Here is a 25,277-nt window from a genome sequence, read left to right as displayed (position 1 = left end):
ATGATGACTCAACGAATGACAACAGCACAGGCGCTGGTTGCATTTCTTAACCAGCAATATGTGAGCGTTGACGGAAAAGAGCAGCCTTTTATACAGGGTGTAATGACCATTTTCGGCCATGGCAATGTGGTTGGTCTTGGTCAGGCGCTGGAGCAAAATCCCGGTCACCTGATTGTCCATCAAGGGTGTAATGAACAAGGGATGGCACATATTGCCATCGGTTTTGCTAAGCAACACAAGCGTAAAAAAATCTATGCTGTGACCTCTTCCGTCGGCCCGGGTGCCGCCAATATGATCACTGCGGCAGCCACGGCTACCGCAAATCGCATCCCGCTGCTTTTACTGCCGGGGGATGTCTATGCCTGCCGTCAACCTGACCCAGTCTTACAGCAGGTGGAGCAATACTACGACAGCTCTATCAGCACCAACGACTGCTTTAAACCGGTTAGCCGCTACTGGGATAGGATCACCCGACCGGAGCAACTGATGAGTGCGGCCATCAACGCAATGCGCGTGCTGACCGATCCGGCAGACACCGGTGCCGTTACGCTCTGCTTACCGCAGGATGTACAAGGTGAAGTCTGGGATTTTCCAGAGAGCTTTTTCGCCAAACGGGTACATCGGATAGAACGACGTCCGGCCAGCGAAGCGATGCTCGATGATGCCATCAATCTGATCAGCCGCAAAAAACGTCCGTTACTGATTTGCGGCGGTGGCGTACGCTATTCTGAAGCCCACGAGGCTTTCCGGCAGTTTGCTGAGCAATTTAATATTCCGTTTGCTGAAACTCAGGCGGGAAAAAGCGCAGTGATTGCTGAGCATCCATTAAACTGCGGTGGAATTGGTGTTACCGGCTGCTTGTCAGCCAATCAACTGGCGAAAGAAGCCGATTTGATTATTGGCGTAGGAACCCGCTTCACCGATTTTACCACGGCATCTAAATCGTTATTCCAACATCCGGACGTCGAATTTCTGACGCTGAACGTTGCACCGTTTGACGCCTGCAAATTAGATGCAGTGCCGGTGGTGGCCGATGCCAAATCAGCGCTACAGGCATTAAGTCAGCGGTTAGCTGCACAATCTTATCGTAGCCAGTGGCAAACTGAAATTGAACAGGCCCGCCGCGACTGGCATCAGGAACGGCAGCGTTTATTCGCTATCAGTGATGCGCCAGGATTAGTACCGGAAATTTCAGGTCATCTGGACGATAAGCTTGATGAATATCGGCACACGCTACAGACCCATCTCACTCAGACCGAAGCCCTTGGCCTGTTGGATGCGCATTTAGAAAGCAATGCCATTGTTGTCGGCGCCTCAGGCTCGCTTCCCGGCGATCTACAACGGCTTTGGAACCCTCGAGAACCTGATACCTATCATCTGGAATATGGCTACTCCTGTATGGGTTACGAAGTCGCAGCGGCAGTTGGTGCGAAGCTCGCCAGCCCAAAACAGCCGGTGTATAGCTTGGTGGGTGATGGCGCCTATATGATGCTCCATTCCGAACTACAAACCGCGGTTCAGGAAGGCATTAAAGTTATCATTTTGCTGTTTGATAATGCTGGCTTTGGCTGTATCAATAATTTGCAAATGAGTCAGGGTATGGGCAGCTTTGGTACCGAGAATCGACATCGAAACCCCAGCACCGGTTTGATGAACGGCCCGCTGGTTAAGGTAGACTTTGCTAAAAATGCCGAAAGCTATGGCTGTAAAGCCTGGCGAGCCAATGATAAAGACTCGCTATTAGCCGCGCTGGCAGCGGCTCAGGCCTGTCCGGAACCGGCATTGATTGATATTAAAGTCTTGCCGAAAACCATGACCCATGGCTATGACGCATGGTGGCGAACCGGCACCGCTCAGCTCGCCGATAAACCGGAAATTGAACAGGCCGCTAAAGAAATTCAGCGGATGGTCAAAACTCAGGCTCGGCAATACTAAGCCATATGCCACTATCAATCGCCCTTCAGGAGATCGCTCCTGAAGGGCTTTTTTATCCGCCGCCGAACAAATCGAAACAAACATTTCATACAATGTAACCCTCTCGCTTTTATTAAAACCCCTAGTTTTTTAACCACAAACTCAGTACCAGCCTACTAAAAAACGGCAGGCACGCGCGAATTTTCGTGATGCCATTATCATTTTCATCTCGTTTTCTTATGAAAATGTTAACCAAGCTACAAAAACATAACTTTCATTTTTAACTTTATTGAAATAAATGTTTTATTAAGAGCTATGAATTCGGTGGATAACACGCGAAAAGAAAACGTCGTAAAAATGCGACGGGGGTCAGGCCAAAGAGAAAGGGAGTTTTCTCTAACTCACGGTTTGATAACAATTTTTATAGGATACTGGTATATCGAGGAATATTTATGTTTAACATTGCATTATTTGGCGCCGGGCGAATTGGTCAGGTTCATGCCGTGAATATTGCCGCTCATAAAGAAAGCCGGATTTACTCTGTTATTGATCCAAACCAGAGTGCCGCTGCTGAGCTGGCAGAAAAATATCAGGCTAAGGTTCAGGATGTTGAATCAGCCATGAACGACCCACAAGTACATGCGGTACTGATTGCGTCAGCAACGGATACCCATGCCGATCTAATTGAACTGGCCGCCAAACATAACAAAGCAATTTTCTGTGAAAAGCCGGTTCATCTGGATATCGACCGAGTTCGTCACTGTTTGAAAGTCGTCGAACAACAAAAAGTCCCCTTGTTCATTGGTTTTAATCGCCGTTATGACCCTCAATTCAGACAGGTCAAAACGCTGGCACAAGCCGGGAATATCGGCAAAGCCGAATCGCTGCTGATTATTTCCCGCGATCCTTCCCCTCCTCCGGCAGAGTATGTCCGCGTCTCCGGCGGTATGTTCCGCGATATGACTATCCATGACTTTGATATGGCGCGTTTTATCATCGGTGAAGAGCCGGAATCCATATTTGCGCAGGGCAGCAATCTGGTCGATCCCGCCATTGGGCAGGCTGGCGATATTGATACCGCATTTATCGTCATCAAATTCCCTTCCGGCGCCATGGCCACCATTGTGAACAGTCGACGTTCCGGCTATGGCTATGACCAGCGTCTTGAGCTTCATGGTGAAAAAGGCGTTCTGACCGCCACCAATATTAAAGAGAACAGCGTAGAACAGTGGGATCAGACCGGCTGTACTGCGGCAAAACCAGAACACTTCTTCCTCCAACGCTATAGCGCAGCTTATGCGGCAGAGTGGCAACACTTTATTGATGTTCTGGCTGGGCGAGCGAGTCCAGAATGCTCCGGCATCGACGGTGAACGCGCGCTTTATCTGGCAGATAAGGCACTGGAATCAATGAAAAGCGGTAAATGCGTTGCGTTATAAGCTAAATACCACGCTCAACACACGTACCTTATTAACACGGACATATCATATATCTGCCGAGCGGTAGAGATGATAAACCGAATGGAGTACCCCTATGTTAGCATTTCTTTCGTTTGCTGGTTTTACCCTGCTGGTAGCTGGCATCGCTTGGTATAAAACACGTCATGCCCATCTGACCGACTCTACCGAGGGCTATTTCCTCGGTGGTCGCACCCTGACCGGCGTTTTTATCGGCGGCTCAATGCTGCTGATGAACCTGTCTACCGAGCATCTGGTCGGTCTTAACGGTTTAGCCTTCAGAACCGGCTTTATCGTTATGGCATGGGAAGTGATGGCCGCCATCGCTATCGTCGCTTTTGGTCTCTATTTCCTGCCCAAATATCTCAAACTGGGTATCTCTAATATTCCGGAGTTTCTCGAACGCCGCTTTGATAGAGATACACTGATGATCACTTCAATCCTGTTCCTTGGGATGTACGTGATCTCACTGCTGCCCATCGTGCTATATACCGGCGCTATCGCACTGGAAAGCCTGTTTCAGGTATCGCATGTATTCCAAATCGATAAAACCACCGCGCTCTGGATTATGGTGTGGGGCGTCGGCGGGTTAGGCGCAGTCTACGCCATTCTCGGTGGGATTAAGGCGATTGCCATTGCCGATACCATCAATGGTGCTGGCCTGATTATCGGCGGTCTGATGGTCACTTTGTTTGCTTTAGCCTACGTTGGCAACGGTGATATTTGGGCCGGATTAAGCGACGTTTATCAGGCTAATCCGGACAAATTTAACTCAATAGGTGATGAAGAATCGCTGGTGCCTTTCTCAACCCTGTTTACCGGAGTGATTATCTCCAACATGTTCTTCTGGTGTACCAACCAGTCGATTGTACAGAAATCGCTGGCGGCTAAAAATCTGGCGGAAGGGCAAAAGGGCGTCATGCTCTGCGCACTGTTTAAGCTGATTATTCCTACCATTATCATTTTACCCGGCATTATCGCCTTCCATATTTTTCAGGGACATCTGGATAATCCGGATAATGCCTATCCACGTCTGGTTCAGCTGGTACTGCCGGAGTTTCTGGTCGGCTTCTTTGCCGCAGTGGTGGTTGGAGCCGTATTCTCCACGTTTAGCGGTGGCCTCAACTCCTCCGTAACCCTGTTTACCGTCAATATTTACCGCAAGCGGTTAAAACCAGATGCAACCGAAGCACAAACCGTCGCCGTCGGTAAATATTTAGGGCTGGGTCTGGCATTGGTCACCATGTTAGTTGCGCCGCTAGTGGCCAACGCACCGGATGGATTGTTCTACCTTATCCAACAGTTACAGGGAATCTTTAACGCGCCTATTTTAAGCGTGGTGATGGTGGGTCTAATGACCAAACGTGTACCGGCCATTGCCGCTAAGCTAGGGCTCCTGTTTGGTATGACCGCTTACATCATCTGTAACTTTATCATCAAGGTTGATATCCATTTCTTCCATCTGGTCGGCATCTTGTTTGTGCTGAACGTGGTATTTATGCTGACGATTGGCTACTTCTTCCCGGCCAACACTCCTTACGAAGCCGAATACACTAAACAAGTGGACATTACGCCGTGGGGATTGGTCTGGCCCGTAGCGCTATTAATTGTTCTGGGGTCAATTTCTATGTATGTATTCCTGGCTCAGGATGCGCCCCAGTATGTGATGTATGGCTACTACGTCTGTGCCGCGATTATTTTGGCCTATGTTTTCTACAGTATGGGTAAAGAACTGATGAAACGGCCCGAATTACAACAGAACACAACCGAAGAAGCTTAACCGTGAGATATGGCGATCCTCGCAAATAGAGGATCGCCATTAGCAAAAGCGAAATTAAACAATGACAGATCCCTCATTATTCCCAATGATCCAAACGTTTCTGGCGCAAAAAGATCCCTTTGATAAGCTGCCGGAAGCCTTACTGAATACCATTGCCGGGCATATTGAAATCGTCTACCTCACCACCGGTGAGCAACTTCCGCCAGAACAATTAATCGGCTACGGTCTGTATCTGGTCAGAACCGGCGCCGTTGAACAACGACACACCGCCGACAATAGCCTACGAGCTCGATTAGCAACCGGCGATATCTTTGGCTTTAGTCAGTTAATGCGTTCCGCTACCGATGGGGAGCAATATCAGGTCACCGCCATAGAAAACAGTTTGCTGTACTGTATTCCCAAAGCAACCCTGATATCGGTCATGGAAAATTCCGCCGAACTGCGTGCGCATTTTGCCCATCATGAAGGTAACCGCCTGGCTAGCGCCATACTAACACCGACAGCGTTCAACGATGATATTGTCTATCTCAAGCAGGTCTCCAGCGTGCTCAATAGCCAAATGGCGATTGTGGCACCAACGGTCACCATCAGACAAACCGCACAACAGATGGTGGAGCAACATCGCTCTTCTGCGCTGATCATGGACGGTCAAAAACTATTGGGAATTATTACCGATCGCGACCTGACGAAGCGGGTAGTGGCGACCGGCGTCGCACTGGACTCGCCGGTTAGCACAGTCATGACCGTCAATCCGGTGACCATTGAATACCACGCTTCGGTGTTAACCGCGGTTGAGATGATGATGCAGCACAATGTTCGCAGCTTGCCCGTCACCCGCGATAAACAGGTGGTGGGTGTGGTGACCGCCACCAGCCTGGTAGTAAAAAATAGCGTACAGGCGATCTACTTGATTAGTCGGATTTACCGGCAGGAGAATTTGGCGGGACTCAAAGCCCTAACGCTACAGCGCCAAGCGGTGTTTGAATCATTGGTGGAATCAGCTATCCATCCACGCCAGTTACAGCAGATGATGACGCTGATTGCCGATGCCTTTAATAAACGGTTACTACAACTGGCCGAACGGCAATTTGGCCCAGCCCCTTGCGCTTATGCCTGGTTTGTCGCTGGCTCGCAAGCGCGCCATGAAATCCATCTGAATTCCGATCAGGATAATGCGTTAATTCTTGAGCGAACACCGCAAGCAGAAGAAATCAGCTATTTTCGCCAGTTAGCCGACTATGTTTGCTATGGTTTGGCCGAGTGCGGCTATCCCCTCTGCCCCGGACATATTATGGCAACCAATCCACGCTGGTGTCAGTCACTGACCCAGTGGCAACAACAGTACCAACAGTGGATTATTCATTCCGACCCCGAATCGCTGCTAAACGCTTCGATTTTTCTCGATCTGCGTTTTCTATACGGTGCTAAACCGCTGTTTCATTCATTACAACAGAGCATTACGCCACTATTGAAAAATAACGGACGCTTTCTGCGTATTTTGGCGGCCAATAGCCTACGAGTCAGCCCACCTCTGGGTATGTTCCGTCAGTTCGTTCTGGTTAAAAATGGCGATAATCTCAGCGTATTCAATATTAAAAAACAGGCGGTCAATTTAATTGTTGAGCTGTCGCGCCTGTATGCCCTCGATGCCGGTACGCTGCTGCCCGGCACTGCCGATCGGCTCCAATATTCGGCAGAACATCAAATCATTAGTCATGCCACCCACAAAGAGCTGCTTAAGGCGTTTGATTTTATTAACAACGTGAGGTTCACCCATCAATTACAATCCCTGAAAGCCAGCCAACCCGTCAGCAATCATATTGCGCCAGATAGCCTGACTCAGTTTGAGCGGAACCATTTGAAAGATGCCTTCCGTATTATCGCCAGAACGCAAGAAGCCATTATGCAGCGATACGGCGCTAAAGGCGTGCTGCAATAATGTTTCATCGACTATTTGATCCGTTAAAAGCGCTGGAGAAAAAGCGTCTAAAATTGCGACCGCTTCCCTCATGGCCGGCAGAAGTGCAGGAGTATCTGTCCTGCCCGCTACCGCAGGCCGATATGCCGTTAGACCAGCAAGATCTATTAGTTATCGACTTTGAAACCTCGGGGCTGGATCCCCTCAAAGATAAGATACTCAGCATCGGTACCGTTACCATTCATCAACAGCGTATTTTGTTACGCAGCGCCAGCCATCAATATCTGGCCCAGCCGCATTCCGTCAGGCAGAAAACTGCCTGCATTAACCATATCGTGCCGGAAAAGCTGATTCATGGCGTACAAACTCAATCCGCCCTGCTTAACCTGTTGCAACAGGCGCAAGGAAAAATCGTTGTCGCCCATTGTGCGGTGATAGAACAACGGTTTATCCAGCAGCTATTGCTCGCTAACCATTTACCCGTACTACCGATAGTTTGGCTGGATACCTTTATGCTGGAAAAATCGCTGATGGCTAATCGGCAATCCCCTCAAGAATATAATCTGCAACAGGTTCGTCAACGCTACGGGCTGCCGGATTATCCTGCCCATGATGCGCTAAGCGATGCCATTGCGACCGCAGAACTTTTACTGTGTCAGATAAAAACCATTTTTGCCGGTGACATCCCCGAACTACTCCCCTTGTATCAGCGATCCCGCCGTGGTCAAAGCTAATCGCAGGAAACGCTTCGTCCCTCAATGCATTAAGCCCAATATTCAAAAACTCCATTCAGATCACAAATCGAAATTTATATTTCCAAAACCATGGATAATGAAATATTTATTCCATAATATTCATTCATAGATAACGGCATTATTCAGATTCTTATGATCAAGGAGTCGATATGAAAGAGATTCATATAGGTTTAATCGGAACCGGCTATATTGGACGCGCCCACGCTATCGCCTATGCCCAAACGCCAACCGTCTTCCCCCTGAAAGGTAAACTCATTCGAGACATGGTTGCAGAGGTAAACCCGCAGCTTGCCGCCGAACGCGCGCAGGCATTTGGCTTTAACCGTTCAACCGGCGACTGGCGAGAGCTAGTTGCCGATCCTAACATCCATGTCGTCGATATCTGTTCCCCTAACTATCTGCACAAAGAAATGGCCTTAGAAGCGATCCGCCACGGTAAACACGTTTACTCGGAAAAGCCTCTGGCGCTGACGGCAGCCGATGCCAGAGAGATGGTAGATGCGGCGAAACAGGCCGGTGTTCAAACTATGGTTGGCTTCAACTATATGAAAAACCCCACGGCCAGTTTGGCTAAAGAGATTATCAGCAACGGTGAAATCGGTGAGATCGTGCACTTCTACGGCACCCATAACGAAGACTATATGGCCGATCCGCTGGAACCAATTCACTGGCACTGTTTTAAAAACACCGCCGGTTTAGGCGCCCTTGGTGACCTAGCCGCTCATATCGTCAACATGGCTCAGTATCTGGTGAGCGATATCTCTACCGTCTGCGGTGACCTGCAAACCGTGGTGAAATCACGCCCGGAGCAAGCCGGTTCCAGCAAAATGGTTGAGGTTGAAAACGAAGATCAGGCCAGTGCACTTATCCGCTTCAGTAATGGTGCGATGGGCGTAATTGAAACATCACGTATCGCCTGCGGACGCAAAATGGGACTCACTTGGGTGATTACCGGCACCAAAGGCACCCTGAGCTTTACTCAAGAGCGGATGGCCGAACTCAAACTCTACCGCCACGATGCCCCGGCCAATCGACAAGGTTTTCAGACCATTCTGGTTGGCCCTGAACATCCAGACTATGCCTGGTTCTGCGGTGGCGCAGGACACGGTATCGGTTTCAACGATCAGAAAGCGGTTGAAGTACGAGACCTGATTAACGGTATCGCAACCAATACACCAATCTGGCCTGACTTTGAAGAGGGCTGGAAAGTTTCACGCATATTGGATGCTATCGCCCTGTCCCACGCCGAAGAACGTTGGGTAAAAGTCAGCGAAATCCGTTAATCACACGGTCCGCGGTGATATCGCCGCGGCCCTGTCCCGCAACCTCAGCGGTGGAGACAAAAGAACGATGAACACCATGGAAAAAAAATTTGATGTTATTTGTATGGGCCGAGTGGCGGTTGATCTCTATGGTCAACAAATCGGTGCTCGACTGGAAGATATGGGAAGCTTTGCTAAATATCTTGGCGGTTCTTCCGGTAACGTGGCTTACGGTACGGCTCGGCAAGGGCTGCGCTCATCCATGCTGGCCAGAGTCGGCGATGAACATATGGGCCGATTCTTACGGGAAGAACTGCAAAGCGTTGGCTGCGACACCAGCCATCTGATTACCGACAAAGAACGTTTAACCGCTCTGGTTTTATTGGGCATCAAAGATCGCGAAACCTTTCCGCTGATTTTCTATCGCGATAATTGCGCCGATATGGCCATTCATAAAGATGATTTTAGTGAAGAGTATATTGCCTCCGCCCGCTGTCTGGCGGTTACCGGTACGCATCTCTCCCACCCTGATACGCGAGACGCGGTGCTAACGGCTCTCAGTTATGCGCGCCGTAACGGGGTGAAAACCGCTCTGGATATTGATTATCGCCCGGTGTTATGGGGACTGACATCGCTGGGAGACGGTGAAACCCGATTTATTCCCTCACCGCAGGTCACTCATCAGCTTCAAGAGGTATTAGGGCTATTCGATCTGATTGTCGGCACCGAAGAGGAGTTTCATATTGCTGGCGGCTCTACCGATACTCTGGAAGCCCTGCGTCAGGTTCGTCAGTTAACGCGAGCTGAGCTGGTGTGTAAACGCGGTTCGCTGGGCTGTTCGGTATTTACCGGCGACATTCCGGATCATCTGGATAAAGGCATAACCATTCAGGGCGTTCAGGTTGATGTTTTAAACGTTCTGGGTGCAGGGGATGCCTTTATGTCAGGCCTGCTACGCGGCTACCTGAGTGGCGAAGGTTGGGAAAAAACCTGCGCCTATGCCAACGCCTGTGGCGCTCTGGTGGTTTCCCGCCACGGCTGCGCCCCAGCCATGCCCAGCAAAACAGAATTGGATAATTATCTGGCCAGAGCCGAGAGCGTACCTCGTCCCGATCTGGATGAAGAGCTTAACCATCTGCACCGCGTCACCACGCGGCGTGCAAACTGGGATGAGCTCTGCGTGATGGCGTTCGATCACCGCAGCCAAATGGAAGATATGGCACTCACCTGCGGAGCGGATACGCAACAAATTAGTACCCTAAAACAGCTTATTTTACAGTCCAGCCGCGAGGCAATACAGCAATCGGGCCTACAGGGAAAAGCCGGACTGTTGTGTGACAGCACCTTCGGACAAGCGGTACTCAACGACATTACCGGCGAAGGTTGGTGGATTGGCCGGCCAATTGAATTACCCGGTTCACGCCCGCTCACTCTGGAACATGGCGATATCGGTTCACAGCTGATCGATTGGCCGCTTGAGCATGTAGTGAAATGTTTAGTGTTCTTCCACCCGGAAGACTCCCACCCTTTGCGTTTGGAGCAAGAAAAGAAAGTTCAGGAAGTCTATCGGGCATGCTGTAAGTCCGGCCACGAACTGCTGTTGGAAGTGATTTTACCCGCCGATATGCAGCGTACCGATGAGCTTTATCTGCGCGCTATTCAACGTTTTTATAATCTGGGCGTGAAGCCGGACTGGTGGAAACTACCGCCGCTCAGCGCCCATAGCTGGTCAATCCTGACCGACCTGATATCCCAACGCGACCCTCACTGCCGGGGCGTGGTGATTCTGGGATTGGATGCACCGCTGGAGGATCTGAAAGCCGGATTCAATGCCGCAGCCGGTTATCCACTGATCAAAGGATTTGCCGTTGGACGTACTCTGTTTGCTAAGCCGTCGCAGAAATGGTTGAAAGGTGAAATCGACGATTGCACCCTCATTCAACAAATTAAGAGCAACTATTTACAGCTGATAGACCTGTGGCAACAGCGCGGTTAAGCATTATCCAAGTATTTATCATTATTGATGGAGAACAATCATGACTGTACAACTCGGTATTAACCCACTCACCTGGACCAATGATGACCTTCCTTCACTGGGCGCTGAAACCCCGCTGGAAACCTGCCTCAGTGAAGGTAAGCAGGCCGGTTTTGTCGGATTTGAACTGGGCAATAAGTTCCCACGAAAATCTGAAGTACTGGGCCCTATTCTGGCTGAACATAACCTTAAGCTGGTTTCCGGCTGGTATTCCGGCGAACTGCTGACCCGTTCAGTGGAAGAAGAAATTGAAGCCGCCCAAAGCCATTTAACTCTGCTGCGCGATCTTGGTGCAAAAGTTATGGTTTTCGCCGAAGTAACCGACTGTATTCACGGCGATCAAAGCAAACCGGTACATCTACGTCCGCGTTTTCCTGCCGACCAGTGGCAAGAATATGGCCGTAAACTGACTGAATTTGCCCGCTATACCCAACAACAAGGGATTCAAGTAGCCTATCATCACCATATGGGAACCGTGATTGAAAGCGCGGAAGATATCGACAATCTGATGAAGCATACCGGGCCAGAAGTTGGTTTGTTACTGGATGCCGGGCACTTAACCTATGCCGGAGCCGATCCCGCTGCCGTTGCCCGTCAATGGGCCAGCAGAATTAATCATGTTCATTGCAAAGACGTACGTAAAGACGTATTGCAGGATGTACGTAACCGCAAAACCAGCTTCCTCGATGCGGTACTGAGCGGGGTGTTTACCGTACCCGGTGATGGCTGCGTTGATTTCCCTTCAGTGTTTCACTCGCTGAAAAACCAGAATTATAAAGGCTGGTTAGTGGTTGAAGCCGAGCAAGATCCAGCCATCGCACATCCACTTACTTACGCCACGCTGGGTTATAACAACCTGCATCAGTTCGCCCGTAACGCTGGCCTGCTCTAAGCGACGGCCTTATGTACGGACTGTCAGGATGCCACTTACTATTTACTCGACCGTACTGCCCAGCAGTACGGTATCGAAATAAGGAGAAGCGTACGATGTCCCGATTATTGTCGCGTTACCACTCGCCTGATGATAAAGGCCGCACCCAACATATCACGGTAGAGAATGCCGGCTGGAAGTACATTGGTTTTGATGTTTATGAGCTTGCCGCACAGGCCACACTGGAGCTACCGCCATCCACTGATGAACGTTGTCTGGTACTGGTAGCCGGTAAAGCCACAATCAGCACCCCAACCCAGAGCTATCAACAAATCGGCCAACGCATGAGCCCATTTGAGCGCACCAAGCCTTATGCGGTCTATGTCACCGCAGGAGAAAGCATCACTATCGTTGCCCATACTTCTCTGGAACTGGCCGTTTGTCAGGCGCCGGGAAAAGGTAGCTATCCAACCCGCCTCATCTCACCGCAAGATATTGATGCCGAACAGCGCGGCCATGGCAATAACCAACGCTATGTCCACAACATTCTACCGGATGACAAACCGGCGGACAGCCTGTTGGTGGTTGAAGTGTATACCAATGAAGGCTGCACCAGCTCTTATCCCAGCCACAAACATGACAGCGATAATCTGCCTCATGAGAGCTATCTGGAAGAAACGTATTATCACCGACTGGATCCACAACAGGGGTTCTGCTTACAACGCGTCTATACTGACGATCGCTCACTGGACGAAAGCATGGCGGTGTACAACAAAGACGTGGTTAAAGTCCCGAAAGGCTACCACCCGGTTGCAACCATCGCTGGCTATAACAGCTACTACCTCAACGTTATGGCCGGCCCGGTACGCCAGTGGCGCTTTACTTGGGAACAAGATCACCAATGGATTAACAGTGAAACCTATGCGGAGAAATTTAGCGCAGACTAATCACTGATGACACTTACTCATAAAAAACTGCACCTTACTCAGTTAGGTGTCCAACTTTTGGGGTGCAGTTCACGTAGGCGGTTAAATAACTATATGCAATATTATTTTTATTCCATCATCGCTACGAAAGTTAACATTTGCCATTATTTTTATTCCCCTTCCTCGTAATGAGATTCGTCATTACAGTCAATGACCGTAGTCTGAATCCAAATAGGGAAATCGTGCAGGTTCAGGCAGCAGCATAAAACGGGAAAATCGGACAACTACCTTGAAAAACACCGAATAGTTTCAACTTTTTTACATTGGTAAATTTTTTTCAATTGGAAATTGAAATTAAATTTTTTGTGTTTACTATTTGAGCTAACAATAATTTTGAGCCTACAAGTTCAAAAACGGATATTTTAATTTGATAAAGAGAATAGGGAAATGTCGAATAACAACTTTACGAGTGTAGTCTCCGTTCTTCATGTGAATGATTTCGACGGAGCTGTTGAATGGTACGCCAAATGGCTTGGGCGCAAGCCAGATGTTACACCTGATGAGGGAATCGCCGAATGGCAGTTGGCAGAAAATGCTTGGATTCAAGTTTCGGTTGCTCCTGACCCAAGCCTTGCAGGTAAATCATTTGTAGTTTGCGGCGTCCACAATATCGAAACACAGAGGGCAGTTTGTCAAGACGCTGGTGTTACCGCTAGCGAAACACAGGACCTGGGATTCATAAAGCTTGCGCAAATCAGCGATCCAGCAGGAAACACCGTGATGTTCGTCCAAGAAATGTAGAGCAGTTCAGTAATACGGTGGCTTCAGATTAATGATAAACCCTAAAGTTTGAATTCGTTAGTTTGCGAAGCTTAAACGGAAGGAGAGGATTCTGTTGGGGTCGTAGTTGGCTTACCAGCCGGAGGACCGTAAGAATTCTGGGCCTGACGCCCGTTAAACCGAAAAACATCCCCCTCGGCCGTGAGGGAAAACTCATATTCCGACGATCTTCCTACGGACGAAATGTGCACCGACATCAAATTAAACCACTTTGTCAGCTATCCCAGCCGCCGTAACACGGCGGCTTTAACCCACTCAAAAAACTACAAATACATCTTCCGCAAATAATGCATCACCGCATCGTCAACGTTACTGCCGATCACTTCCAGCTCAGGCAGGGTTTTCTTCAGTCGCAGTGAAGCATTTTGCATAATGCAGCCTTTACCCGCCATGGATAACATTTCAACATCATTCATGCCGTCACCGAAGGTAATGCAATCTTTTAGGCCATAGCCCAAAATACCGGAAACATCCTGTAGCGCCCGCCCTTTAGATACTCCAGCGCCCATCACTTCCAGGCAATAGTCGAGGGAGAAAGTCACGTGTACCTGATTTCCCCAACGCGCATTAATCTTCTCTTCCAGACGCAGTAACTTCTGGTGGTCGGTACAGGTGTAAAACACCTTACAGATGCCATCCGTCGCCATTGAATGAGCCTCAAACAGTTGATAGTTGAAGTCTGACTCCTGATGAAAATTCTTCAGGTCTTCACTTTCTCGATTCGTCAGCCAGTCATCATTGCGGTAAACGTGAGTTTCAATATCCGGGCTGTCATTGACGATATGGTAAAGCTCATAGGCAATATTCTCATCCAGATTATGACTGAAAAGCAGTTCGCCCTTAGCGTTATGCACTCTGGCGCCATTAGAGGTGATCATATAAGAATCAATCCCTAAACCATCACGAATCTGACCAACGTCAATATGATGGCGACCGGTCGCAAAAATAAAATTGACGCCATGCTTCGCTATCAGCTTAAGCGTATCTTTGGCAAATGGAGACAGGGTGTGGTCTGCTTGTAACAGCGTGCCATCCAGATCGGATGCAACTATAGGATACATGGTGAATAACTCGCCTTTATCTAAAAATAAAATCAATTGTACCGACAAAAAACGGATTAATATTGGGCAAAAAAGCTCAATATATCGATCAATGCTTCAGTTCTCAGTACATCATGTTCAAACAAAATCTCATGGCGCGCACCCTTAATCATTTTCGGTACGCCCCCTTCACAAGGGTGGCCTGCATCGGCCAACGCTTGGCAGAATGCGGCGTGAGCCTCATTATCTACCAACCTATCCTGACTGGCCTGCAACAGAATTAACGGCGTGGTGATTTGAGGTGCAAGCTGAATAGCCCGCTCCCCTGCCATCATCGACTCTCTAACCCAATGATAGGTTGGTCCTCCCAGCCTAATCTCTGGTTTATCCGAGTAGTGGCGAGAAAACAAACGATAGCGTGCTTTGCTGTGAGTCAATAAATTCACCGCATAAGGCAACGGCAGCCAACGCCCGGTGCCGACGGCATAATACTCTCTGGCACTTTGCCAGCGTTCGGTCAAATCGGTAATTTTTCTGGCTAGCCAAGTTGGCATAGGCAAGGCAATGCCCAGCATAGGTGAACAGAGCGCTGCCGCCAAAACCGACTGAGGATGTCTGGCCAAAAACAGCGCCGCAATCGCCCCACCCATTGAGTGGGCCAGCAAAAAGGCTTTCTGGTAGTTTTGCTGAACGAAGATATTCAGCCAAAAGAATTCAAAATCATCAACGTAATCATCAAACTTCTCAACGTGACCACGCTGGCTGTCTTCCAGTATGCGCCCTGAAAACCCTTGGCCGCGGTGATCCAAAATCCAAATATCGTAGCCACAGCGGAACAGATCGTAGGCCAACTCCTGATACTTGATATACCCTTCAGTGCGGCCGGTAACCACCACAATGGCGCGCTGATGCGCCGATGAGGTGAACTTGACATATTTTATGGGTACACCATCAGCACCTTCAAAGTGACATTCCTGACGCTGTTGCCAGAAATTCAATAAAGGTCCATTTGTAAAAGAGGAGAAATGTTTCTCGCGGCTTAACCAGTCGTTTTTAAATGATGAAAAATCTATTGTCATGGACTCACACATCCTATGCCGATAGCTGTTTATCACCTATTGAGCAAAATTTATCAATAAAATATTGCGGAATAATGAATCCAGCGCTGAAAAAGCCTCTGCCATCATCAATACTGGCCGGATACGTCCAGAATCTGCCGCAGAAAATATAATCCCTTGCCCCTAGTGACTTAAGCCAATACATCAGATAAAAATAGTGGCAGGCGAGATATCTATATCGCTAAATCTTACCGCCGAACGGCCAAGCTCAGGGAGAATTATTTTGACCATTGAATGGTGGCTAACCTATTTAGTGACAACGATTATTCTTAGCCTGTCTCCCGGTTCCGGGGCCATTAATACGATGAGTACCGGTATCACTTATGGCTTTCGCGGCACAATTCCGGCAATCGCCGGTTTACAGGTGGGGCTGGCAGCACATATTGTTCTGGTCGGTATTGGTTTGGGGACGTTACTTTCCAGCTCGGTTTTGGCATTTGATATTCTAAAATGGCTGGGTGCGGCCTATCTGATCTGGCTGGGGATTCAGCAATGGCGGGTGGCTGGCGCGCTGGATCTGAATGCGGTATCCAAGGCTTTACCAAGCAGTGGACGCTTTAAACGCGCGGTGTTGGTAAATCTGACCAATCCTAAAAGCATTGTGTTTCTGGCAGCGTTATTCCCACAGTTTATCGTGCCCCATCAACCACAGGCCATTCAGTACCTGATACTGGGCACCACCAGCATTGTGGTCGATATTATTGTGATGATTGGTTACGCCACGCTAGCCAGCAGCATTGCCAAATGGATACGCCAGCCTCATCAAATGAAGCTGCTTAACCGTATCTTTGGTTCGATGTTTATTATGGTGGGCACACTGCTGTTATTTGCCCGCAGAGCCAGTAATTAAACGGGCTTCTTCCCCCAGCAATTGAGCGATTATAAGTTTTACTGCTGAATAATTTTTATATATCGAATAATTTTACTTGCACCCTCTGATACATTTTGTAATGTGGAGGGAGTCGTGCTCATGATAATTCAGTAAAAAGGCAAGACAGCAAATACGCTTACACTCATATCGATAATGAATATCGATAAAAGCATTCACATTGATTACTGCAAAGTTAGGATAGCAATATGAAAAACGTCGGTTTTGTTGGCTGGCGCGGTATGGTCGGCTCCGTTCTGATGCAAAGAATGATTGAAGAACGTGATTTTGACGCCATTCGCCCGGTATTTTTTTCTACTTCACAAACAGGTCAGGCTGCGCCTTCATTTGCCGGCCAAAGCGGCACGCTACAGGATGCTAATGATATCGATGCTCTGCGAGCGTTGGATATCATTATCACCTGCCAGGGCGGGGACTATACCAGTGAAGTCTATCCTAAACTGCGTGCAACCGGCTGGAATGGCTACTGGATTGATGCGGCATCGACTTTACGCATGAAAGATGATGCGATCATTATTCTCGATCCGGTTAACCATAACGTTATTCATCAAGGCCTGAATAAGGGAATCAAAACCTTTGTCGGCGGTAACTGTACCGTTAGCCTGATGCTGATGTCCCTTGGCGGACTGTTCGCTAACGATCTGATTGAGTGGGCTTCCGTTTCTACTTATCAGGCGGCTTCCGGCGGCGGTGCTCGTCATATGCGTGAGCTGCTGGTTCAAATGGGCATGCTACATGCCAATGTTGCTAAAGAGCTGCAAGATCCAGCGTCAGCCATTCTGGATATCGAACGTAAAGTCACTTCGCTAATGCGCAGCGGCACATTACCAACAGATAACTTCGGTGTACCGTTAGCCGGCAGTTTAATTCCATGGATTGATAAGCAGCTGGAAAATGGCCAAAGCCGCGAAGAGTGGAAAGGTCAGGCAGAAACCAACAAGATTCTGAATACCTCCAGCCCAATTCCGGTTGATGGTTTATGCGTACGCGTTGGGGCCCTGCGCTGCCACAGCCAAGCATTTACCCTGAAGCTGAAGAAAGACATACCGTTGGCCGATATTGAAAGCATGCTGGCTGAAAACAACGAATGGGTGAAAGTGGTACCAAACGACCGCGAAATCTCAATGCGTGAACTGACTCCAGCCGCGGTAACCGGCACCCTGTCTACGCCGGTAGGCCGTTTACGTAAGCTCAATATGGGCCCGGAATACCTGTCAGCCTTCACCGTCGGCGATCAGTTGCTGTGGGGTGCCGCAGAACCGCTGCGCCGTATGCTGCGTATTTTGTTACAGGCCTAGTGTTTCTTGCCAAATAACATACGATAAAGTTAGGACAAGCCTGCGTTTTATAGCGGGCTTTTTATTTAATTATCACTAACAGAATCTTTCGTATTGTTTAATATTAATATTCATCAAATAATATCTATCTTTACTATTTAACTTACCCATTAAGTAATATTCCAAACTCTTATCGCCAAAGAGATTATGGTCAGTCATCATACACACTGCTGAAACAATATTCCCATCCTGTTGCTTCAAAAAAAGAATACCATCTTCAGAAATTACCGTTTCTTTTGAAACTTTATGTAACTCAATCATACTTTGATCGGTTGAAGAAAAATAAATATGGAAAGTATTTAAATCTATATTAGATGCAAAAATTATATCCGTTGAGCTTTTAGGAAAAAAGTCTGGCAACCAGCTTCTTATACTATCTTCCGGCAAAATTTCTGAAAACGAAGAATATACCTTTTCCGTATTATCGCATCCACTCAATAGCATTATTGACATGCTGAAAAATAACCACTTAATCATTATAGATATCCTTCTTTTTCTAAGATCTTTATTGTTTCAGTATGGTTTTCATTGATATAGCTTTTACAACGATCGGAACATTTTATATCTTGAGGACAAGAGAGCCCAAACTCATTTACAGCTAAATCGCTAATATTATCCTGTATCATTTCCTCATGAGAGCGTTTTCGTTTATCACCGTAAAGCCCTACCCTACCTAATATATAATCGCGAGTTTCTTTCATTACACCTAAACCTCGCGCCCCACTATTTTTTGCGTCTATATTTTTAGATACCCGACAAAATCCCATACAGTGAAAAAAGTTATCCGTACTTTTTAAATTCAATCTTTTCATATCGCTTTCAGTATCACTTAATATTTTGAAAGCCACTCCAGTTTGATAACTATCTATAGCCGCCTTATAGGGTCCACTAATAATACCTACAAGCCCCATAGGATCAATAAACTGAATAGGATTCAATGGATAATTATATTTATGCATCCCACCCATCAACCCAATCGGGTCCTGACTAATATATCGCCCCATCCGCGGGTCATAATATCGGTAACGGTTATAGTATAATCCCGACTCTTCATCCTGCTGCTGCCCCTGTAAGCGAATGGGTTGATTCAGCTTCCGAATACTATGCTGACTCAGCATATTTCCCCAAGCATCCAACTCAGCCTGCCACTCAACTTCCCCCTTAGGCGTCATTAATGCAATTGGTGTTCCCAGATGGTCACAGTGATATAAATGCACGGTATCAGGCACCACAGGTAACGGATCAAGTAATGAGGTTAAATATTCTGGTTCAAAGGACAACTGTTGCAGCCAGCGCTGATTATCCGCTGTTAATGCACTTGCTCTCAGTTGCTGCTCTATCTGATTAAATTGGGTATTCAATTCTGTTGGGAAAACAATATCAGACTGCTGCTCCAGCTTTTGTGCCAGTGATATCACTGGAGATGGACTGTCACCTTCAATTCGTAGCAATGGCACAAAGCTTTGCGGGTAATACACGGTATAAACCCGCTTGTCGTTACTTTCTGTCAAGACTATCCGATCACCGTCCCAACCGTACCAAACGGTTTCCGGTTCCTCATGTTGTCGGATAACCTGTTTACCCACTCGACGCCCCATTGGGTCATATAAATAGTGAGCCTGACATATACTCTGATTATCCTGAAGACGGGTGTAGCGAACCAGCCGATGTTGGCGATCGTAGGCAAAGTGATGCACTTCGCCCGAATTCAATTTATGGTGCTTCTCAATCAGATTGCCGTAGCGGTCATAGTGATAATGATAGTGCTCATCTTGTGTAATACGGTTACCCATCCGGCTGATATTATGGCCCATATCCGTCTCAGTAGACTCCGGCAGTTCTGATGATAAACGGTTACCAGCTAGATCAAACCGCCAGTTCTGGCGATAGGCGAAACCTTCTGGGCCACTTCGTTGTGCTTCAGTTAACCGCCCGACCTCATCATAGCGATAATGCAATGCCCCCTCCGGCAGAGTGATACCGGTCATTTGACCGCGCAGGTCATAATGATGCTCCCGATTCATCGGATGCAGAGGCTGCTCATTCATCTCAAAGCGAGCCAACCTCCCCAGTGTGTCATAGTCAGTATGAAGCTGAACCTCTCCGAACCGGCGCTCGCTCTCCCGGTGTAGCCGGTCACGGCTAAATTCAATCAGATGCCGATCGCCCAGTGCAACTCCCAACAAATGTCCTGGCCCGTAAGTTTGCCAACGTAACGACGGTAAACCTTCCAACAGCGTCTCATGCCTGAATCCCCGAGGGTCATACTGATGGTTCACTTTATACTGCCAGAGAGTTTTACCATCTGGCTTTTGAACCTGCTGAAGCTCTTCGATAATGTTACCGGCTTTATCCCTCAGATAATTGATGCTGACCGAGTAGCCTTCACTGATATGGCGAGCAGAAAGCAGTTGACCACTTTGATCATAATCCCACTGCTCATCATTCGGTATTTCACTGACAGAGTGAGGATGCTGGCGACGTATCAGTCGCCCGGCTAGGTCATAGTACCAGTGAGTAGCGAGTCCTTCATCCTTGCTCTGAACCAGCTCACCAACAGCATTGTAGTGATAGTGCTGAGTTCGTCCGTCAAAACCCTTTTCGGTAGTCAAACGATTCATCACATCATAACTAAAGTGGGTTTCAGCACCGTTTTCATTGACCAGCAATTCCAGCCTTCCTGCCGCATCGTAACGGTACTGCTGCATCAGTCCGCCTTTTACCGTTTCCAGCGGCTGACCAAGTTCACTCCGTACCATGGTTTCATGACTACCATCCGGATGGACGATGGTAATCAGATCACCCGCTGCATTATACTCATAACGTGTCTGTTCATGATTAGCGTTTTCGCTGGCTATCAGCCAGCCGCGTGCATTGTAATGACGCCAGCTAACCATCCCTTCTTCCCGCGCTATCTCCGTTATCTGCCCCCAACGGTCATAATGGTATTTAATCTGATAGCCCGAACAGTCGATATAGGCCGAAACCTGCCCATGAGGTGTCCAGCTTAACCATTGTTGCCCACCCCGCGCATCTTCAGTCATCTCCAGCAATTCACTACTCTCATCCTGATAGTGATAGCGAGAAGTATTGCCCAATAAGTCAGTGGCGGATACCAGTCTGCCAAATACATCATATTCACTGGTGGTGCGACTGCTATTAGGGTGAATCGTCGAGGTTAACTGCCTCTGTCGGTTATAGCTAAAGCGAGTTACCGCCCCGTCTGGAGCGGTTAGACCCAGAAGCCTGCCGCTGGCCACATCTATATCAAATTCAGTTTTACGCCCCAGCGCATCGATTTGCGCTTTCAGTCTGCCGCTGCCGTCATATTCGCTGGAAGTGATACTACCGTCGGCCTGCTCCAGTTTCACCAGACGTCTGAGCCCCCGCTCCCCCTCAAAATGGTAAACCTGCTGACGTTCTAAACTGTCGGTCACTATCGTCTGGTTTGGCTGATAGCTAAACTGATAGTTAAGCCCCTGAAGGTTGGTCTGGGTAATTACCCGGCCTTGATTATCATACTCATAAAAACTGGCAGGACGTCCGATGTATTGATGGGAAGTTATTCTCCCTAACAGCTCAGGATGGTATTCAAATCGACGCGTTAAACAACCCGCCCGGTCGTAGACAGCAGCCAGTTCACCGCGGGAGGTATATTCATAGCGAACCAGCGGTGTGACTGGGACATCTGGATAGAGCGGGTCTTTGGTCAGATAAACCGCGCTAAGGCGAATATATTTATCGGTTCCCCAACCAACCGCTGTCATATCAGAAAAGTGTTCATCATCTTTGATTAAATCTATGAGCTCAAGGTGATAATGACGACCAGCACCATCCATCACTTCGGTTATCTCACCAGCAAACAGCCCTTCAGAGTCTCGCCTATAAGTTAACTGCTGACCAAAGCGGTCGACAATAGCCAACAGATAACGGCGAGCCGGTAGCATTGGGGGTAAAACATCCCCTTCTTGAGGAGCTGTCATAACATAATTCAGTATCCACCACGGCCCAATAGCATTGTTACTAACGAAATAAGTATGAGTACAAAGGCGTGAGGTCAGAGGTAATGCCAGCCATAAGGTGGCTAACGGATGGTCGTTGGGCAAGCACTCTATCCCACCACGAACTAGCCACAGGTCTTCACTACGACTGTAGCTGACTTCACCGGGAGCCAGAGGCTCGAAATGCAGACTGCGACCGCCATTATCATTGAGTATCAATGCGTCATCCATAACCAGCAAGCTTACGTTGGAAGCCGCCTGCCAGCCAGGGCCAAACATGCCTACCGGTCCCGGCGTATCGGTTTGATAACTGCTATAACTGCGCGACAGCACAAACGGCATCGGGCAAAGTAAGGCGATATCGGTTTCGCCGCTCAGTATCTTAGCTCCCAGAGATGGGTTGACCGGGTTACCTACCGCCATACCACCGGGACAGGTAGAGCAGGCCACACCACTGGGGGTACCAATTAATACACTGGCAGAACCCTGAACAATAGGGCCACCTGTTAGTGTTGCATCACCTTGACGGGCCGCTGGCTTACCACTCATCTTTGCAACTCCTTGCTGTTATGCATCCTTGCTGTCACTCTCTGTAGACGCTTCCGGTGGGCTTTGTGTTGCACTGCAATTCCACTGCACCAGATTGGCATCTCCTTTCAGACCACTATTGGCCTGCAGTTCAATATGTTCACCCTTCAGGTAAATACCCCCGTCGCTGGTCAGCACTATTTTGGCTTTACCACAGACCAGTTCCAGATGCTCTCCGGCGTTATAAATGGAGACCTTGCCCACCGTTTCGGTTTTGCGGTTACCAATGGTCCACTTCACTTCCTGACCGATATCCGCCGTGTACTTCTGTCCGACCAGTAAAGATTTGGTTAAGCCAATTTCGGAAGCCTGCATCCCCCCTACCGAGGTATTCATCGCTCCACCAGTGGTAATCTGATAGGCGCCACCAATACTCAATGCTTTGGCTATGCCTATATTTTCGGCCTTAGTCAGCGCTATAGTTTCAGCCTGATTAGCTTTCACTGTTAGGGAGTCGTTATGGCCGATGGTGGTCTTGCGGTTACTGCCGATATCATTGGTTTGGTTGTTACCCACCAGCAATAATTGATTAACCCCGACGGCCATCGACTGATTGTTATCCACATTTTCGGTGTGATTGTTGATCACGTGCGTGCTTCGATTATTCAGCACGTCAGTATTCATATCTTTTTGGGCATGGATGTATATCTCTTCCTGACTGGCCTCATCTTCAAAACGCAATTCGTTAAATCCTTCCCCTTTATGGGTGCGAGTCCTAATGGTGGTTTGCGTCTTTTTCGCCGGCAGCGATATTGGAGTGGCATTCTTGCCGTTGTATACCGTACCGACGATGATTGGCTGGTCAATATCGCCGTTCAGATAGGCAATAATAACTTCCTGACCAATACGCGGAATGGCCATTACCCCAAAACCATCACCGTTCCAGGCCTGCCCCGCTCGTACCCACAGAGAAGCATTTTCATCTTTAGGATCATACTGATTCCAGTGAAAGTGGACTTTTACCTCACCGTGTTCATTAACAAAGATTTCTTCTCCAGCAGGGCCGACTACCGTGGCTGTCTCATTACCAAATACCATGGGTTTAGCAATAAACGGAGGGCGCCAGTCCACCGAACCGGGAATAAAGCTGAAGTGATTACTCAGCACGGCCACTCGTACCCCCTCATGGGATTCATCGGCCACTGCCTGCGGCAAACTACCATGATGAACAATACGAATTACCTGCCAGTTGCTGTTCATGGATGGAGTAGGATGTTCAGAAAGCGTAAACATCTTACCTGGCATTAACTGAATACAATTACTTTCTGCCGAACCAGATAAACTGTCAGCCTGATACGCCTGCAAACGGTATTTGGCGTACTGTTGCGCCACACCGTCATCATCATAACGGCCATAACCCTCATACATGGCATAAGATGGACGAGCCCCCTGACTCTTCACTTTTGCATCCAGCCCCACTGCCGGGTGTGAGTATTTGTAGTCTTTCAAATGCACCGCATTGGGTTGCATTTTGGCGCCATATTCCAAATTGTGAATCACCGACTCTCGGCTGGCGCTTTGAATATGGGCGTTATACAACAACTTTTCACCACCGAGCATGCCGGTACGACTATCACTGTAGAATAACTGCTCTTCTTCAAACCAGAATACAATTCCCTCTTCTGCGGCTAAACGGCAAAAAAAGGCATAATCGGTTTCATTGCGCTGGGTGGTGTACTCCCAAGATTTATGGCTATCAATTAATTTGGACTCAGCTCGGATATGATGTTTTTGCAGTAGTTCATCCAGAATGGCGGGAATGGTCTTGTGATGGAATATTCGGTTATCCTGCGTTAGGGTTAATAACCATAACTCCGGGCGAATAGTGAAGGTATAATATGTTCGCTTAAAGCCACTGCCACCTCGAAAGGCTTCTGAGATAACTCCATTAATAATTCGCAGACCAACACCATCAGCACTGACGGTAAGAGAGGCGGGTTGTAGCAGTAAGGCATCCAAATCGATATCCGCATCAAAGCTGGACACTTTAATTTGCAGAGTAAACAGGGTTGAAAGGGCTTCTTCTAAAGTAAAATTAATAACATCAACCGATGATTCCAATAATTCGCCAACTTTGCACGAAAAATACAGTCCCGTTTCCATACCCAACATCCCTATTTCACAATAATTAACTTCAAGATTTTAAAAAATTATGAATAATATTAATCAAGGAACATTTAATATTAATTCTTAATATATTACAGCTCGTATATTTACTAGAAAAAGTGGAAAAGACAAGATAAGTAACATTTTAATAATCAATATAATTATAAGAAATGGTAAATTTAACATTAATAGCAAGCTATTGAATATAATTCATTAAATAATGTAACTAGAAAACATAACCAGCTTATATAACTTACTCGATCAAATAAAATCAGTTATTAATAACGCTTGAATCACATATTTAACACGTTAGTAATACAACGCGTTAATAAAAATAATTATCGCTTTTTACTCTTCATTAATAATAGTAATATCCACGCCTGTCACTATGTTATTTTTACATCAAAACTCCAAGGATAATTAGTCTCGCTAAGTTATTT

The 25,277-nt window shown here is 47.8% G+C and carries 17 protein-coding genes; 12 read left to right on the top strand and 5 right to left on the bottom strand.

From position 1 onward, the window contains the following. The 10 genes from iolD (at position 1) to BMZ28_RS13270 (ending at position 13,719) form a co-directional block, all read left to right on the top strand. Positions 1 to 1,935 (top strand): 3D-(3,5/4)-trihydroxycyclohexane-1,2-dione acylhydrolase (decyclizing), encoded by a 1,935-nt coding sequence (gene iolD, locus BMZ28_RS13315; protein WP_074823897.1) that lies wholly within the window; start codon positions 1 to 3, stop codon positions 1,933 to 1,935. 431 nt (positions 1,936 to 2,366) lie between these two features. Continuing rightward, positions 2,367 to 3,353 carry an inositol 2-dehydrogenase gene (iolG, locus tag BMZ28_RS13310; RefSeq protein WP_047779609.1) on the top strand — a complete coding sequence of 329 codons (987 nt, stop codon included), beginning with the start codon at positions 2,367 to 2,369 and terminating at the stop codon, positions 3,351 to 3,353. A 94-nt stretch (positions 3,354 to 3,447) separates the two neighbouring features. Then, complete coding sequence (locus BMZ28_RS13305; protein WP_047779608.1) at positions 3,448 to 5,151, top strand: solute:sodium symporter family transporter; 1,704 nt, start codon at positions 3,448 to 3,450, stop codon at positions 5,149 to 5,151. A gap of 61 nt (positions 5,152 to 5,212) precedes the next feature. Next, positions 5,213 to 7,090: a DUF294 nucleotidyltransferase-like domain-containing protein gene (locus BMZ28_RS13300; protein WP_074823895.1), complete on the top strand. Its 1,878-nt coding sequence runs from the start codon at positions 5,213 to 5,215 to the stop codon at positions 7,088 to 7,090. Continuing rightward, complete coding sequence (locus tag BMZ28_RS13295; protein ID WP_074823892.1) at positions 7,090 to 7,803, top strand: exonuclease domain-containing protein; 714 nt, start codon at positions 7,090 to 7,092, stop codon at positions 7,801 to 7,803. Before BMZ28_RS13300 ends, BMZ28_RS13295 begins: the two co-directional genes overlap by 1 nt. Positions 7,804 to 7,973: 170 nt before the next feature. Then, positions 7,974 to 9,107, top strand: coding sequence for a Gfo/Idh/MocA family protein (locus tag BMZ28_RS13290; protein WP_047779605.1), 1,134 nt, complete (start codon positions 7,974 to 7,976; stop codon positions 9,105 to 9,107). 76 nt (positions 9,108 to 9,183) lie between these two features. After that, positions 9,184 to 11,082, top strand: coding sequence for a bifunctional 5-dehydro-2-deoxygluconokinase/5-dehydro-2-deoxyphosphogluconate aldolase (locus BMZ28_RS13285; protein WP_373876101.1), 1,899 nt, complete (start codon positions 9,184 to 9,186; stop codon positions 11,080 to 11,082). A 40-nt stretch (positions 11,083 to 11,122) separates the two neighbouring features. Beyond that, a complete protein-coding gene (gene iolE, locus BMZ28_RS13280; protein ID WP_074823887.1) occupies positions 11,123 to 12,013 on the top strand; it encodes a myo-inosose-2 dehydratase in 891 nt (296 codons plus the stop codon). A gap of 95 nt (positions 12,014 to 12,108) precedes the next feature. Continuing rightward, positions 12,109 to 12,939, top strand: coding sequence for a 5-deoxy-glucuronate isomerase (iolB, locus tag BMZ28_RS13275; protein ID WP_074823884.1), 831 nt, complete (start codon positions 12,109 to 12,111; stop codon positions 12,937 to 12,939). Between the two features lie 426 nt (positions 12,940 to 13,365). Further along, a complete protein-coding gene (locus BMZ28_RS13270) occupies positions 13,366 to 13,719 on the top strand; it encodes a VOC family protein (protein WP_074823881.1) in 354 nt (117 codons plus the stop codon). Positions 13,720 to 14,021: 302 nt separating this feature from the next. Here the strand turns inward: BMZ28_RS13270 and yigL are convergent, their stop codons facing one another. After that, complete coding sequence (yigL, locus tag BMZ28_RS13265; protein ID WP_074823879.1) at positions 14,022 to 14,819, bottom strand: sugar/pyridoxal phosphate phosphatase YigL; 798 nt, start codon at positions 14,817 to 14,819, stop codon at positions 14,022 to 14,024. A gap of 56 nt (positions 14,820 to 14,875) precedes the next feature. Continuing rightward, on the bottom strand, positions 14,876 to 15,871 hold the full coding sequence (gene pldB, locus BMZ28_RS13260; protein WP_373994784.1) for a lysophospholipase L2: 996 nt from the start codon (positions 15,869 to 15,871) through the stop codon (positions 14,876 to 14,878). 268 nt (positions 15,872 to 16,139) lie between these two features. Between pldB and rhtB the strand changes: the two genes are divergently transcribed. Both rhtB and asd read left to right on the top strand, forming a co-directional pair. Further along, positions 16,140 to 16,766, top strand: a complete 627-nt coding sequence (gene rhtB / locus BMZ28_RS13255; RefSeq protein ID WP_074823874.1) for a homoserine/homoserine lactone efflux protein — start codon at positions 16,140 to 16,142, stop codon at positions 16,764 to 16,766. Positions 16,767 to 16,993: 227 nt separating this feature from the next. Then, entirely contained in the window at positions 16,994 to 18,103 is a 1,110-nt protein-coding gene (asd, locus tag BMZ28_RS13250; RefSeq protein WP_047779598.1) for an aspartate-semialdehyde dehydrogenase, read from the top strand. Between the two features lie 75 nt (positions 18,104 to 18,178). Here the strand turns inward: asd and BMZ28_RS13245 are convergent, their stop codons facing one another. The 3 genes from BMZ28_RS13245 to BMZ28_RS13235 are packed head-to-tail and all read right to left on the bottom strand — an operon-like array spanning position 18,179 to position 24,834. Then, positions 18,179 to 18,619, bottom strand: coding sequence for a YbbD-related protein (locus BMZ28_RS13245; RefSeq protein WP_074823870.1), 441 nt, complete (start codon positions 18,617 to 18,619; stop codon positions 18,179 to 18,181). After that, entirely contained in the window at positions 18,619 to 22,692 is a 4,074-nt protein-coding gene (locus BMZ28_RS13240; protein ID WP_074823867.1) for an RHS repeat-associated core domain-containing protein, read from the bottom strand. The genes BMZ28_RS13245 and BMZ28_RS13240 overlap by 1 nt, the downstream gene beginning before the upstream one ends. An 18-nt stretch (positions 22,693 to 22,710) precedes the next feature. Beyond that, entirely contained in the window at positions 22,711 to 24,834 is a 2,124-nt protein-coding gene (locus BMZ28_RS13235) for a type VI secretion system Vgr family protein (RefSeq protein ID WP_074823863.1), read from the bottom strand. Positions 24,835 to 25,277 lie beyond the last annotated feature (443 nt).

The organism is Pragia fontium DSM 5563 = ATCC 49100, from assembly GCF_900112475.1.
Lineage (GTDB): Bacteria > Pseudomonadota > Gammaproteobacteria > Enterobacterales > Enterobacteriaceae > Pragia > Pragia fontium.
This window is presented reverse-complemented; position numbering and strand designations above follow the sequence as displayed.